Here is a 14,404-nt window from a genome sequence, read left to right on the forward strand (position 1 = left end):
TCGTTGCACTCACCTGGTGACCAAGACCACCCCGCGGGGCGACGAAAGTCGGATGACCCTGTCGGCGGGCCCGCCTAGCCTCGTTCGGTGAGCACCGAGACCCCCACCCAGCCCGCCCCGGCCTCCGACAAGCTGGACCGCCAGGTACTCGTGATCGCGGGCGTGGTCGTGCTCGGGGCCATCATGTCGATCCTCGACATCACGATCGTCTCGGTCGCGCTGCAGACCTTCACCCAGGTCTTCGACGCCACGGCGGCCCAGGTCGCCTGGACGATGACCGGCTACACGCTGGCCCTGGCCGCGGTCATCCCGCTGACCGGGTGGGCCGCCGACCGGTTCGGCACCAAGCGGCTCTACCTGACCGCGATCGTGCTCTTCGCCCTCGGCTCAGCGCTCTGCGCCCTGGCGACGTCGCTCCCGATGCTGGTGACCTTCCGCGTCCTCCAGGGCCTCGGCGGCGGCATGCTGATGCCGCTCGGCATGACGATCCTGACCCGGGCCGCGGGCCCGGAGCGAATCGGTCGCGTCATGGCCGTGATGGGCATCCCGATGCTGCTCGGCCCCATCTTCGGCCCGATCCTGGGCGGCCTGCTGATCGACGTCGCCAGCTGGCACTGGATCTTCCTGATCAACGTCCCGATCGGCGTCGCCGCGATCGTCTACGCCTCGATCGCGCTGCCGAAGGACGACGTGCAGCCCTCCGAGTCCTTCGACTGGCTGGGCATGGTGCTGCTCTCCCCCGGCCTCGCCCTGTTCCTCTACGGCATCTCGACGATCCCCGAGACGGGCACCTTCTTCGCGACCAAGGTCGTCGTCCCCGTCGTCATCGGCACGATCCTCATCGTCGGCTTCATCCCGTGGGCCCTCAACCGCCGCAACGAGCACCCGCTGATCGACCTGCGCCTCTTCCAGAACCGCAACATGACCATCGCCATCATCGCGATGTCGCTCTTCGCGATCTCGTTCTTCGGCGCCGGCCTCCTCTTCCCGCTGTACTTCCAGCAGGTCCGCCAGGAGGACGCGCTGCACGCCGGCCTCCTGCTGGCGCCGCAGGGCTTCGGCGCGATGATCACGATGCCGATCGCCGGCGTGCTCGCCGACAAGATCGGCCCCGGCAAGATCGTGCTGGTCGGCATCAGCGTCACCGCCATCGGGCTCGGGATGTTCTCGACGCTGACCGACACCACCTCGTACGCGTTCCTGATGTTCTCGCTCTTCGTCATGGGCCTCGGCATGGGCGGCACGATGATGCCGATCATGTCGTCGGCACTGGCCACCCTGCGCGACCACACGATCGCCCGCGGCTCGACGCTGATGAACATCGTCCAGCAGGTCGCCGCCTCGATCGGCACCGCCGTCTTCACGGTGCTGCTGACCAACGGGCTGCTCGACAGCATCACGGCGTCCACGCCGCCCGAGCAGGTCCCGAGCGCGACCGCCGACGTCTACGGCGACGTCTTCCTGGTCGGTGCCGTCCTGGTCGCGCTGGTCCTGGTCCCGGCGTTCTTCCTGCCCCGCAAGAAGATCGAGCACCAGGTCGACCCGGCGCTCATGGTCGGTCACTGAGCACGGCGACCCGCCCCGTGACCGGCGGCAGGTCCGCGAGCGTGACGATGCCGGGCGGGGCGGCGACGACGTAGGGCACCGCGTTGGTCACCGGCATCGCCGTGTAGATCATCCCGAGGTCCATGAAGCCCTCGGACCAGTCCTTCGGCGGCAGGCAGTGCAGCACGGTGCGCATGTTGGGCACCCCGAAGACCTGGATCACGTGGCCGTGCTGGAGCGGCTTGGGCGGCACCACGTGCTCGCCCATCGTCCAGTTGAAGCCGACGCTGACGACGTTGCGGTCGCCGACCCAGCCGCGGTGGTAGCCCATCACGCCCCCGACGGTGCCGGCCGGGATCGTCATGAAGCCCAGGTCGCTGTCGCCGGTGGCCGCGGTGAACTCCACGTCGAAGCTCATCCGGTCCAGCGTCACCCCGAGCGCGTCCGCCATCATGGCGGCCGACTCGGCGAACACCTCGCTCTCCCGGCGCACCGACTCCGCGAGACCCGGTGTCTCCGGGTCGAGTGAGAAGCCCATCGCCCGCTGGGTCTCGGCGCTCTCGTACGTCGAGCAGTCGACCGACTCGGTGATCCGGATCTCGTCCACCCGCTCGCAGGAGCCGCTGAGCACCATGCCGACCATGTTGGTCATGCCCGGGTGCGCGCCGCTGCCGAAGATCGAGGCGCGGCCGCTCTCGCACGCCTTCTCGATCCGCTCGCGGTCCTCGGGCGTCTGCTTGCCGCCGGTGATCCAGGCGGCCGAGGTGCACACGTTCACCCCCGACTCGAGCAGCGCGCAGAGTTCGTCGATGCTCGGCCAGAGCGGGTTGTAGCAGCAGGCGTCGGCGCCCAGCGCCACCAGCGCCGCGATGTCGTTGGTGGCGACGATGCCGGTCGGGGTCGGCCAGCCGCACAGCTCGGCGGCGTCCTTGCCGACCTTGTCGGCGCCGTGGGCGTACACGCCGACCAGCTCCATGTCGGGTCGGCCGATGATGGCGTGCAGCGAGCGCCGGCCGATGTTGCCGGTCGTCCACTGGATGACGCGCAGAGGTCTGTCCATGGCCGCAGACTAGAACGTGTTCTACAGGTGGTCCAGCCTGAGGATGCGATGAAGATCGTGTGAACGCGCCCGCGGTTGAGCGGGAATCCGGCTGTGACGGTCATCGCGTGACTCGACGCACGTCGCTCCCGACTTGCGTCGGGCACCCGGGTCTCGACACGGTGGATGGACCAGCGCGACTCACGCAGCGCGCCTTTCCGCCGGTTGTCCGAGCCCCCGCCATCGCGGGGCCGGCCGGCATCGCACCGCCCGCGCCCGCCCTACCCGGCGGCCGGTCCGCCGATCCCCGAAAGGTCACGCCCGTGTCCCTCTCCCTCGACCCCCGCGCCTCCCGGATGGCGCACACGCAGGGTCGGGTCGGTTCGACGCAGGACGTCGTCGAGCCACCCGTCCGCCGACCGCTCGCCGCGGTCACCCCCGACCGTCCCCGCGAGATCATCGCGGTCATCGACCCCGTCTTCGCCGCTCCGGGTGACGACGTCACCGCCAGCGTCCGGCCGCCCGTCGAGGTGGTCCAGCAGGTCGCCGCCAGGATGACGTTGCACCTGCACCCCGGCGAGGTCGTCGCCGCCACCCCGGACGGCCGGCTCACCCTGCGGCTGCGCCGCGAGGACCGCGACGCCCGCCCGGTCCGGCTCCAGGAGATGGCCTACCACGCGGTCGAGGCCTTCGACGGGGTCGCCGACCGGCACGGCGTCGTCGACCTCGGCGTCGGCTGGGCCCACATCTCCCGCAAGCAGGACCCGCAGACCGCGGAGGACCACGCGGCCTCCGCGGCCGAGGAGTCGGTCCGCGGCCGCGACCTCCAGCCCCGCTCGAGCGGCGCCCACATCCGCCAGCGGCACCCCGTCGTCAGCTGGTGGTCGGCGAGCCGCCAGGTCGTCTGGGCCACGCTCGGCTGCCTGGTCGTCCCGTTCCTGGCACTCGTCGGCCTGTACGCCGTCGGGCTCGACCTCTCCACGCCCCTGTACTGGCTCCTGGTCGGCGCGCTCACGCTCACCGCCGGCACGATCTGGGCCGAGTGCTCGCACGCGGTCGAGCCGCCGACGGTCCCGGACGCTCCGCCCGGTCCGGCTCCGCGGGCGACGGCGATCATCCCGGCGTACCTGCCCAACGAGGCGGACACGATCGTCGAGACGATCCACACGTTCCTCTCCCAGGAGTACGACGGCGGCCTGCAGACCGTGGTCGCCTACAACACGCCGATCGCGCTCGAGGTCGAGGACGAGCTCTCCGCGCTGGCGGCCGAGCACCCCGACCTGACCGTGCTCAAGGTGCCGGACAGCACCTCGAAGGCGCAGAACGTCAACGCGGCGCTGCGCGTCGCCGAGGGCGAGTTCGTCGGCATCTTCGACGCCGACCACCACCCGATGGCGGGCGCCTTCGACCGCGCCTGGCGGTGGATCGCCGACGGCGCGGACGTCGTGCAGGGCCACTGCGTCATCCGCAACGGCGACGACTCCGCCCTGGCGAAGCTGATCGCCGTGGAGTTCGAGCAGATCTACGCCGTCGCCCACCCGGGCCGGGCCCGGCTCTTCGGGTTCGGGATCTTCGGCGGCTCCAACGGCTACTGGCGCACCTCCGCCCTGGAGCGGATCCGCCTGCGCGGGTCGTTCCTGACCGAGGACATCGAGTCGTCGATGCGCGTCCTCGAGGCCGGCGGCCGGATCGTCAACGACCCCGGCCTCGTCAGCCGCGAGCTGGCGCCCGAGACGACCAAGGCCCTCTGGAACCAGCGGATGCGCTGGGCCCAGGGCTGGTTCCAGGTGTCGATCCGGCACCTGATGCCGATCCTGACCCAGCCCGGCCTGACCGTGCGCCAGCGGCTCGGCGTCGTCCACCTGCTCGGCTGGCGCGAGATCTACCCCTGGATCTCGCTGCTCACCTGGCCGCTGCTCGGCTTCCTGGCGTGGCGCGACGGAGGACTCGACCTGACGTCGCCGATCTTCCTGCTGCTGACGCTGCTCACCACGGCCTCCGGTCCCCTGCAGACGATCGCCGCCTGGCGGCTGGCCGCCCCCGAGCTGCGCGAGCACCCGCGCTGGTTCGTCGCGTCGGCCTTCGCCAACATCGCGTTCTACACCGAGCTGAAGAACATCGTGAACCGGGTCGCCCAGCTCAAGCAGCTGCGCGGCGAGCACCGCTGGGTGGTCACGCCACGCAGCGCCGGCCGCGCCCACTCCACCGACCACGAGCCCGAGGAGGTCGCAGCATGAGCGTCACCCAGCTCACCCGTCCCACCGACCCGACGATCGACGGCGACGCCGCACCGCGCGGCACCGACCTGCCGCCCCCGGCCCGACCGGCGCCGTTCCCGCTGGGCTGGCTGCGAGGGCTGGCGGCGCTGGCCGTCGTCACCTTCCACGCGTACCAGTACAACCGCACCGGTCCCGGGTCCACCTGGCCCTGGAGCGGCACCGCGCACCAGCTGATGCTGGGCACGGACCTCTTCGTCGACATGTTCTTCGTGCTGTCTGGGCTGGTGCTCTGGATGCCGATCGCGCTGGCGTGCGCCCATGGCGTCGCGGCCCGGCCGGGCCGCGTGCTGCTGATGCGCCGGATGGCGCGACTGCTGCCGCTCTACTACGCGATCGTGCTGGCGGTGTGGGTGACGACGAACCCGTCGTTGCCCGGCCACTGGCAGGACCTGCTCATGCACCTGACCTTCACCCAGGTCTACAGCGACCAGTACATCTTCTGGACCGACGGCCCGGCGTGGTCGCTCGCGGTCGAGTTCCACTTCTACGTGCTCATGGCGCTCGCCGTCCCGGTCGTCTACCGGCTGATGGAGCGTCGCGAGACGCGCCGCGGCCGCCTGGCCGTGGCCGCCGCGCTGCCGGCGCTGTGCGCGACCGTCTCGGTCATCTACCTGACCTGGGCCTCGGCGACCCACCAGCCCGAGACCGACTGGTCGGTGTGGTTCTCCCCGTTGACCCGCGGCGGCGACTTCGCGATCGGGATGGCGCTGGCGGTGCTCGTCGCGGCCGGCGTACGCCTCGGCCGATCGGCGCGGATCGCGCTCGGCCTCACCGGCGTCGCCGCCCTGATCGCCCTCGTGCTCTCCCGACCCGTCGGGACCACGACGAGCGAGTGGTGGCACCCGATGTACGCCGTCGCCGTCGCCACCGCCCTCGCCGGCATCGTGCTCCACGACGGCCCGTGGTCGCGGGCCTGGGACTGGAAGCCGCTGGTCTGGGTCGGCACCCTCGGCTACGGCGTCTACCTGATCCACGAGCCGGTGATGCGCCTCCTGGGCAGCCACGGCTTCCTGCCAGCCGGGCGCCCGGGCGCGTTCTTCCTCATCTCGGCCGTCCTGGTCGCGGTGCCGAGCCTCGCCCTCGCCTGGCTCAGCGCCCGCACTGTCGAGCCCGCCGGGCTGCGCCTGCTCGCGCTGACCGACAGGCGGGGTCGACCGCGCGACTACTACGCACACCTCGCCGCCGAGGACCGGATGGAGCGGGTCTAGGCGCCCCTAGGCGGTGATGGCCTCACCCGTCGGGTCGGCTCCGAGCAGCCGGTCGCGCAGCGCGACCAGCTCGGAGACCGACTCGAGGAACCGGGTGGTGCTGTCGCCGACCTGGTGGTCGTCGAAGTAGTGGTGCCGCATGGCGACCCGCGCCAGGTGGTGCTCGTCGTGGTCGAGCCGAGCGGCGACGAGCGCGGTCAGCCCGGCGACATCGACCTCGTCGAGCACGTCGGCGCAGCGGCTGACCGGCACCTCCTGCCGGAGCCGCTCCGCGTCGTGGTGCCGGTCGGTGATGAAGATCGGCTTCTCGGTGCGCAGGTAGAGCCAGTCCAGGCCCACCGAGGACACGTCGGTGATCATCGCGTCGCAGTCCGGCATCACGGCGAGGATGTCGCCGCTGGTGACCGCACAGTGCTCGCCGCCGGCCTCCGCGACCAGGTCGAGGATCTCGCGGTGGCCGGCGATGACGGCCGGGACCTTGCTGGTGGTGACCTTGGGGTGCGGCTTGTAGACCAGCCGCACGTCCGGGACGTCGAGCACGGCGCGCACGATGTCGGCGCCGATCGTGTCGACCGAGGTGTAGTCGTTGTACTCGGCGTCGCCCTCCCAGGTCGGCGCGTAGAGCACCGTACGGCGAGCGCTCGGCTCCAGCAGGGCGGGCGGGCGCAGGTCGAGCTGGGGCCGGCCGATCCGCACCAGGCGGGAGATGTCGAACTCCAGCAACCCTGCCTCGTGGCGCTGCACGGCGGCCTCGCCGGCGACGAAGACGCGGTCGTAGGCCTTGGCGTTGTTGCTCGCCATGCTCTGCTTGTCGCTCTCACCGTGGTTGATGTGGACGTGCAGCTTGCGGCTGTCCAGGAGCGACTGGAAGTTGTGCATCGAGTTGTTGCAGTAGAGGACGACCTGGGCGTCCGACTCGGCGTACAGCTCGTGCAGCTCGGCGAACGACGGCGCCAGCGTGATCGGCAGGTCGGTCCGGGTCTCGAGCACTGCGACCGTGTCCGCGTCCCGCGCCACGATCGCCACCCGATGGTGCTGGTCGAGCTGTTCCAGCACGGGCAGCCACTGGATGAGCTGGTAGCTGCGGGTCGGGTCGTCGGCGAAGTAGGCCAGGACAGAAGCGTGGTTCACCAGCGAAGGCTACGTCCCGGTTGTTTCAGCCGTGCAACCGGGATCCAGGCGCCCTCCCGGGGTGCCTTTCAGCACTTGACCGGGCGGACGGCGGACTGCAGCAGGTACGTCGCCACGACCCGGCACCGACCGGACTTCGGCCGCTCGTAGAAGTACCCGAGCATGCGGCCACGGCTGCTGGGCCGGGCGTACGTGTAGGCGAATGGCCTCCACTCGCCACCGCGGCGCACGTCCAGCCACAGCCGCACCCGGTCGGACGGCTGACGGGGCGACACCGCGCCGACGATCCTCAGCGGGTCGTGCTTGCCGGTTGCGGGGTGGACGGCAGTGATCGCCACCGACGGCTTCCTGCCCGCCGGCCACACCACGCAGGTGCCGGTCGGGCAGGGCTGCCAGTCGTAGACGACGCTGCGCGGCGGACCGACGCGCTTCGCGCGGTGGGTGGCGACGTCGATGTAGGCGTAGGGCTCCAGGCCGGGCAGGTCCGGAGCTCCCGCCGGCGGAACGGTCGCGGAGATCACGGTCCGGCCGTCGGCGGACCACCAGTGGGCGAAGGACGGCGTGCCGATGTTCGGCCGCGCGCTCGCCGGGTAGGAGACCTGCCGGAGCGTCCGCAGCCGTTCCGGCGCCGTGCCGGCCTCGGCGACGGTGGCCGCGGCCGTCGAGGCGTCGATGCCGCCCGTCGCACGCCAGGTCACGTCCGTCGCGTCGGCGAGGAGGTGCGTGCCGTCGGGCGACCACAGCGCCGCGGCGTATCGGACGGAGCGGCACGCGACGGACGTGGCGCAGGACGGGTCCACGTCGGGGACGTTGTAGGGCTGCGGCGCGCCGCCGGGGACCGGGATCGTGTAGATCTGCCCGACGTACGAGCGGCCGCCACGCTTGAGGTCGGCGAGGTGGACCTTGTCGGTGCCGGAGACCGCGAGTCGGGTCCCGTCCGGGCTCCAGCTCACCGTGTCCGAGTCCAGCCGGAGCGCGCCGGTGCCGCCGTCGTAGGCCTTCGTGGCACCGGAGCCGTCGACGTTCGCGATCCAGATCTCGTCGCCGGTGTTGTTCGCGAGGTAGACGGCGAGCCGGGTCTGGTCCGGGGACCAGGAGATCGACGTGGCGACGCCCCCTTGGAGGTGCGGCAGCTCGGTCGTCGGGCCGTGCGCGCGCCGGATCACGAGGGTGCTGGCGCGACAGCCGTTCCGGAGCAGCTTCCCCGAGGCGAGCATCGAGCCGTCGGGCGAGAACACGGTCGGCTGGCACCACGACCGGAAGCTCAGCGGCCGGCTGCCCCCCGGGACCTTGAACACCCCGCCCTCGATGAGGAGGTGCCCGGAGCGAGCCGTCGGTGCCGGTGCCTGCGCCGACGCTGCGACGGCGGGCAGGCCGAAGGCCAGCAGCGCGACCAGCAGGACGAGGCGGGCGAGAGTTCTCATGACGACAACAGCGCCGCCGGCCGCCTGTGCGTTACACCGCCCTCAGGACTGGGTGGCGAGCACCAACGGACGGACCTCGGCGGCCCCGGCCGAGCGGATGGCCCGAGCGGCGAGAGTGAGCGTCCAGCCGGTGCCGACCCGGTCGTCGACGAGCAGGATCCGGCTGTCCGCGGGCACGTCGGCGTGCAGGTCGAAGCGGCGGCCGACGGCGGCGATCCGCTGGGCGGAGTTGGCGGCGCCCTGGCCGGGTGCGACGTCGGGGTCGACGATCGCGTAGCGGCCCACGACGGGCACCTTCAGGTAGCGCGACAGCCCGTCGGCGAGGTCGGCCGTGAGGGTGGGGTGGGTCGTGGACTCGACCACCACGATGCTGTCGACCGGCGGGCGCCAGTCGCCGAGCACCTCGACGACCGCCCGGACCAGCGGCACCGGGACGGGGCCGTCCGGCGTCGCCGGGGCGAACAGCTCGCGCAGCGCGTTGCCGTAGCCGAGGTCGGTGAGTCGTGCGACGGCCCGACCCTCCTCCGCCGCCTCGCCGATCTTGCCGCGCAGGTCGACACCCAGGTTGGCCAGCGCGGTCGGCCACATCTTGCGCGGCTCGACGACGACGCCGGGCCGCGCCAGGCGGGCCTCGGCCTCCTCGACGGCTGCGGCGGAGACGTCGGCCGCGATGGCGAGGCCGCCGCAGTTGTCGCACCGGCCGCAGTCGGCGGCCTCCGGGTCGTCGAGCTGCTCGCGCAGGTAGCGCATCCGGCACTCGTCGGTGGCGATGTAGTCGAGCATCGCCCGCTGCTCGCGCTCGCGCGCCTCGGTCACCCGCCGGTAGCGCTCCTCGTCGTAGGCCCACGGCTGACCGGTGGACTCCCACCCGCCGCGGACCCGGCGTACGGCGCCGTCGACGTCGAGCACCTTGAGCATCGTCTCGAGACGGTTGCGGTTGAGCTCGACGTAGGTCTCCAGGGTGGCCGTGCTCATCGTGCGGCCCTCCTCGGCGAGCACCTCGAGCGTGCGCCGCACCTGCTCCTCGCGGGGGAAGGCGAGCGAGGCGAAGTAGGCCCAGATGTCACGGTCCTCGATCGCCGGGAGCAGCACGACGGTCGCCTCAGCCGTGCCGCGGCCGGCACGGCCGACCTGCTGGTAGTAGGCGACCGGCGACGGCGGGGCCCCGAGGTTGACCACGAACCCGAGGGTCGCGTCGAAGCCCATGCCGAGCGCGCTGGTGGCGACCAGCGCCTTGACCCGACCGTCGACGAGGTCCTGCTCGAGTGCCTGGCGCTCGGTGGGCTCGGTCTGGCCGGAGTAGGCCGCGACCTCGTGGCCGCGCGAGCGCAGGTAGTCGGAGACCTCCTGGGTCGCCGCGACGGTGAGGCAGTAGACGATGCCGGAGCCCGGTTGCTCGGCGAGGTGGTCGGCGAGCCAGGCGAGCCGCTGCTCGGGCGTCTTCAGCCGGACCACGCCGAGCCGCAGGGACTCGCGGTCGAGGGTGCCCCGCAGGACCAGCACGTCACCGAGGGTGCCAGCGCTGCCGAGCTGCTCGGCGACGTCGTCGGTCACCCGGGCGTTGGCGGTCGCCGTCGTCGCCAGCACCGGGATGCCCTCGGGCAGGTCCTGGAGCAGGGTGCGGATCCGGCGGTAGTCGGGTCGGAAGTCGTGGCCCCAGTCGGAGATGCAGTGCGCCTCGTCGACGACGAGCAGCCCGCAGGTCGCCGCGAGCCGGGGCAGCACCTCGTCGCGGAAGCCGGGGTTGTTGAGCCGCTCCGGGCTGACCAGCAGCACGTCGACCTCGCCGGCGCGGATCGACTCCTGGATCGGCTCCCAGTCCTCCATGTTGGTGGAGTTGATGGTGACCGCCCGGATGCCCGCGCGCTCCGCGGCGGCGATCTGGTTGCGCATCAGCGCGAGCAGCGGCGAGACGATCACGGTCGGCCCGGCGCCCTGGTCACGCAGCAGCAGGGTCGCCACGAAGTAGACCGCCGACTTGCCCCAGCCGGTGCGCTGCACGACGAGCGCGCGGCGCCGGTCGACGGCGAGCGCCTCGATCGCGGACCACTGGTCCTCGCGGAGCACGGCGTCGTCGCTGCCCACCAGGGCTCGCAGGTGTGCCTCGGCTCCGGCCCGAATCTCAGGGCGGCGTACGTCGGTCGGCGTCGGCATGGTGCCTGTCTACCAGCGGGTCCGGACACCGATGTACCTGGTGTGTATCTGGCGCCCGCCCGCCCGCTCCTGACCGTTGCCGGCGCGCAACACGGGGTGTGAGCTGGTGGATCACAGGTCGTGTGCCCCAGGACGTCCCATGGCGCGTGCTGGGGCACACGATCGGTGCAGCGATCAGGCCCGGACGAACGCGGACCCGGTCAACAGGGGTACGACGTCGGAGTCGTCGAGCTCGCCGGCGATCGCGACGTCCTCGGGGAAGCCGGCGTCGACCAGCTCCGCCCCGCTCGCGCACGCGGACAGCTCTGCGGGCAGACGCGGCACGACCGCCCGGAAGGCCTGCTCCGTTGCCCGTGCCTCGGCGCTGAGGCCCGTCGCACCGAGGTCGACGAGGGCCGCGAGCACGGCTCCCGCACCCCACAGGTCCTCCACCGCCGGACGCAGCGACCCGTCCGGCCACCGCTCCCCGGCGGCGATGACCGCGACCGGCTGGTCGCGCTCGACGAGCCACCGCGCCACCGCCGACGCGTTGCGCAGCGATGCGCCGACGACGGTGATGCCGGACTCGGCGAGCGCGAAGCTGATCGCGGACCCGTTCGGCGACGGCAGCACCAGGCGCGCGACGCCGGTCGCCGCGCGCACCGAGGCCGGCGACAGGCTCACGCCGTCCCGCCGGGAACGACCGGTCGCGAGGACCGCGTCCCGCTCGGCGGCGTACGCCGCGGCGCGCTCGTCCTTCCACCGGAAGGGGAGGACCTCGATCCCGGCGTCGACGGCGACCGTCAGCGTCGTGGTGAAGGACAGCACGTCGACGATCACCGCCGTTCCTCCGTCGGCAGCGACGGCACGAGCACCGGTCGGCCCCCACTCGAAGCGGATCCGGTGCTGCACCTGCCGGTGGGCCGGGTTCGTCGTCTCCCCCACGATCGAAGGGTAGAGGGCCCGCAGCCCGAGCTCCGACCCCGAGCCGATCCGGTTCCAGATGAGGGTCTGGACCAGCGAGATCGGGCCATGTCCTGTGGCGGCTCCCGGTCACTAGCGTCCGGCCATGAGATCGACACCCATCGTCCTGGCGGTCGCCGCCACCGCCCTCGTCGTGTCCGCATCCTCGGGTGCCGTCGCCGGCAGCCTGATCACCAGCAAGCAGATCAAGGACGACACGGTCACGACCAAGGACGTCAAGAACAAGACCCTGACCACCGCGGACATCGCTCCGGCGACCCTCGCCCAGCTGAAGAGCGCCGCGGGGCCGACCGGTGCCACCGGTCCGGCCGGTCCGAAGGGCGACAAGGGCAACACCGGCGACACGGGATCGACGGGTGCGCCGGGCGCTGCCGGTCTCGTCCGCGCCTACGCCCGCGTCAGCTCGGGCGGCGTCGTCTCCAGGCAGTCCGGCGGGATCACGGTGACCAACCCGGTCGCCGGGCTGATCTGCGTCAACGTGCCGGGCCTGTCGTCAGCGGACCGTCCGTGGGTCGTCTCGCTGGACTTCAGCTCGGACAGCAGCGGGCCGGCGAATCAGGCGTACGCCGAGGCGTCGCCGCTGCAGTGCGGCACCGACTTCGCCGTCCGGACCTGGGTCCGCGACGCCGCGTCCGGCACCATCACCGACTCCAACCAGGGCTTCATGATCCTGGTCCCCTGAGTCACCAGATCCGCACCCGGTCGTCGGGCTCGAGCCAGAGGCCGTCGCCCGGCGCCGTCTCGAAGACCTCGTGGAACTCGTCGAGGTTGCGCACGATGTTGGCGCGGAACTCCGGCGGGCTGTGCGGGTCGATGGTGAGGTACTGCTGGTCCTGCTCCTTGCGGCGCTTGGTGCGCCAGCAGTAGGCCCAGTTCATGAAGAGCGTGCGGCGGTCGTCGGCCGCGGCCGTGCCACCGCGCGCGATGAGGTACGCCGTGTGGCCGATCGTCAGGCCGCCGAGGTCGCCGATGTTCTCGCCGACGGTGAGGGCACCGTTGACGTGCTCACCCGGCAGGCTGCGGGGCTCGAACGCGTCGTACTGCTCGATCAGCTTCTTCGACTTCACCTCGAAGGCGGCCTTGTCGTCCGGGGTCCACCAGTCGTTGAGGTTGCCGTCGCCGTCGTACTGCGCGCCCTGGTCGTCGAAGCCGTGGCCGATCTCGTGGCCGATCACCGCGCCGATGCCGCCGTAGTTCTCGGCCTCCTCGGCGTCGGGGGAGAAGAACGGCGACTGGAGGATGCCGGCCGGGAAGCAGATCTCGTTCGTGCCCGGGTTGTAGTAGGCGTTGACGGTCTGCGGCAGCATGAACCACTCGTCGCGGTCGACCGGCGAGCCGATCTTGGCGAGCTCGCGGTCGGTCTCGAACGCCGAGGCGGCCGCGACGTTGCCGAGCAGGTCGTCGCGCGAGACCCGGAGCGCCGAGTAGTCGCGGAACTTCTCCGGGTAGCCGATCTTGGGACGGAACTTGTCGAGCTTGTCGTAGGCCCGCTGCTTGGTCTCGTCCGACATCCAGTCCAGGACCGAGATCGACTGGCGGTAGGCCGCGAGCAGGTTGGCGACCAGCTCGTCCATCATCGCCTTGGAGCGCGGCGGGAAGTGCCGCGCGACGTACTCCTTGCCGACGGCCTCGCCCATCGCGCCCTCGACGAACGCGACGCCGCGCTTCCACCGGGCGCGCAGCTCGGGGGTGCCGTTGAGGGTGCGGCCGTAGAAGTCGAAGTTGGTCTCGACGAAGTCGTCGGTGAGGTAGGCCGCCGACGCGCGCAGCACGTGGGAGAGCAGCCACGCGCGCCACTCGTCGACGGGCACCTCGTCGAGGACCGTCGAGAGGTGGGAGAAGTACGACGGCTGTCGTACGCACACCTCGGCGAGGACCCGGTCACCGTCGGGGTCGCTGCCGCTGAGGTTGGTGATGTAGGCGTCCCAGTCGAAGCTCGGGCACAGCTCGACCAGGTCGGCCTTGGTCATCAGGTTGTAGGTCTTCTGGACGTCGCGCGTCTCGGCGCGCTCCCAGTGACCGGCCGCCAGGCGGGTGTCGATGGCGAGGACCGTCGCGGCCGCCTGCTCGGCGTCGTCGTGGCCACCGAGGGTGAAGAGGCGGGTCAGGTAGCCGACGTACTTCTCACGGATCTCCGCGAACTTGTCGTCGCGGTAGTAGGACTCGTCCGGTAGCCCGAGCCCGCCCTGGCCCAGGTTGAAGAGGTAGCGGTCGGAGTCCTTGCTGTCGGTCGCGATGTAGGAGCCGAAGAGGCCGTGCCCGCCGATCCGCTCGAACTCGCCCAGGAACGCGGCCAGGTCGCGCACGTCGCGCAGGCTCGCCACGGCGGTGACGAGCGGCCGCATCGGTGTCGTGCCCCGGGCATTGATCGTCTCGGTGTCCATGAAGGCGTGGAAGAGGTCGCCGATCTTGCGGGCGTCCTGGTCGAGGGCGGAGTCGAGGTCGGCGCCAGCCGCGTCGACCGTGCGGGCGAGGTCCTCGATGATCGTGCGGACCTGCGCCTCGGCGATGTCGGCCAGCTGCACGAACGGTCCCCAGCTGGAGCGGTCCGACGGGATCTCCGTCTCGGCCAGCCACCGCCCGTTCACGTGGCCGAACAGGTCGTCCTGCGGACGAATGGCGGTGTCCATGCCCTCGCGGGCGTCCTCGAGAATGCTCACG

Annotated in this window: 10 protein-coding genes; 4 read left to right on the top strand and 6 right to left on the bottom strand. The window is 71.6% G+C overall.

All coding sequences use genetic code 11. The annotated features are described in order from the left end of the window. Positions 1 to 87: 87 nt before the first annotated feature. Positions 88 to 1,566: a DHA2 family efflux MFS transporter permease subunit gene (locus ASC77_RS15765; protein WP_056154941.1), complete on the top strand. Its 1,479-nt coding sequence runs from the start codon at positions 88 to 90 to the stop codon at positions 1,564 to 1,566. Here ASC77_RS15765 and ASC77_RS15770 read toward each other — a convergent pair. Continuing rightward, complete coding sequence (locus ASC77_RS15770; protein ID WP_056154945.1) at positions 1,550 to 2,605, bottom strand: dihydrodipicolinate reductase; 1,056 nt, start codon at positions 2,603 to 2,605, stop codon at positions 1,550 to 1,552. The genes ASC77_RS15765 and ASC77_RS15770 overlap by 17 nt on opposite strands. 302 nt (positions 2,606 to 2,907) lie before the next feature. Here ASC77_RS15770 and ASC77_RS15775 point away from each other — a divergent pair, with 302 nt between their 5' ends. After that, the gene (locus ASC77_RS15775) at positions 2,908 to 4,821 is read left to right on the top strand and encodes a glycosyltransferase (protein WP_056154947.1); all 1,914 of its coding nucleotides are present in this window, start codon (positions 2,908 to 2,910) and stop codon (positions 4,819 to 4,821) included. Then, positions 4,818 to 6,071 (top strand): acyltransferase family protein, encoded by a 1,254-nt coding sequence (locus tag ASC77_RS15780; protein WP_056154950.1) that lies wholly within the window; start codon positions 4,818 to 4,820, stop codon positions 6,069 to 6,071. The genes ASC77_RS15775 and ASC77_RS15780 overlap by 4 nt, the downstream gene beginning before the upstream one ends. Positions 6,072 to 6,077: 6 nt before the next feature. Here the strand turns inward: ASC77_RS15780 and ASC77_RS15785 are convergent, their stop codons facing one another. The 4 genes from ASC77_RS15785 to ASC77_RS15800 form a co-directional block, all read right to left on the bottom strand. Continuing rightward, positions 6,078 to 7,202 carry a CDP-glycerol glycerophosphotransferase family protein gene (locus ASC77_RS15785; protein WP_056154953.1) on the bottom strand — a complete coding sequence of 375 codons (1,125 nt, stop codon included), beginning with the start codon at positions 7,200 to 7,202 and terminating at the stop codon, positions 6,078 to 6,080. A 68-nt stretch (positions 7,203 to 7,270) separates the two neighbouring features. Continuing rightward, the gene (locus ASC77_RS15790; RefSeq protein WP_056154956.1) at positions 7,271 to 8,626 is read right to left on the bottom strand and encodes a TolB family protein; all 1,356 of its coding nucleotides are present in this window, start codon (positions 8,624 to 8,626) and stop codon (positions 7,271 to 7,273) included. Positions 8,627 to 8,668: 42 nt separating this feature from the next. Next, positions 8,669 to 10,780, bottom strand: coding sequence for a RecQ family ATP-dependent DNA helicase (locus ASC77_RS15795; RefSeq protein WP_056154959.1), 2,112 nt, complete (start codon positions 10,778 to 10,780; stop codon positions 8,669 to 8,671). Between the two features lie 174 nt (positions 10,781 to 10,954). Continuing rightward, positions 10,955 to 11,704: a 2-phosphosulfolactate phosphatase gene (locus ASC77_RS15800; protein ID WP_056154962.1), complete on the bottom strand. Its 750-nt coding sequence runs from the start codon at positions 11,702 to 11,704 to the stop codon at positions 10,955 to 10,957. Between the two features lie 124 nt (positions 11,705 to 11,828). On the opposite strand from ASC77_RS15800, the gene ASC77_RS27720 reads away from it, so the two are divergent. Further along, the gene (locus ASC77_RS27720) at positions 11,829 to 12,425 is read left to right on the top strand and encodes a collagen-like protein (protein WP_056154966.1); all 597 of its coding nucleotides are present in this window, start codon (positions 11,829 to 11,831) and stop codon (positions 12,423 to 12,425) included. Position 12,426: 1 nt separating this feature from the next. On the opposite strand, the gene ASC77_RS15810 is transcribed toward ASC77_RS27720, so the two are convergent. Further along, positions 12,427 to 14,403 (bottom strand): M13 family metallopeptidase, encoded by a 1,977-nt coding sequence (locus ASC77_RS15810; protein WP_056154968.1) that lies wholly within the window; start codon positions 14,401 to 14,403, stop codon positions 12,427 to 12,429. Position 14,404: the final 1 nt, after the last annotated feature.

The sequence above is a fragment of the Nocardioides sp. Root1257 genome (assembly GCF_001425175.1).
Lineage (GTDB): Bacteria > Actinomycetota > Actinomycetes > Propionibacteriales > Nocardioidaceae > Nocardioides.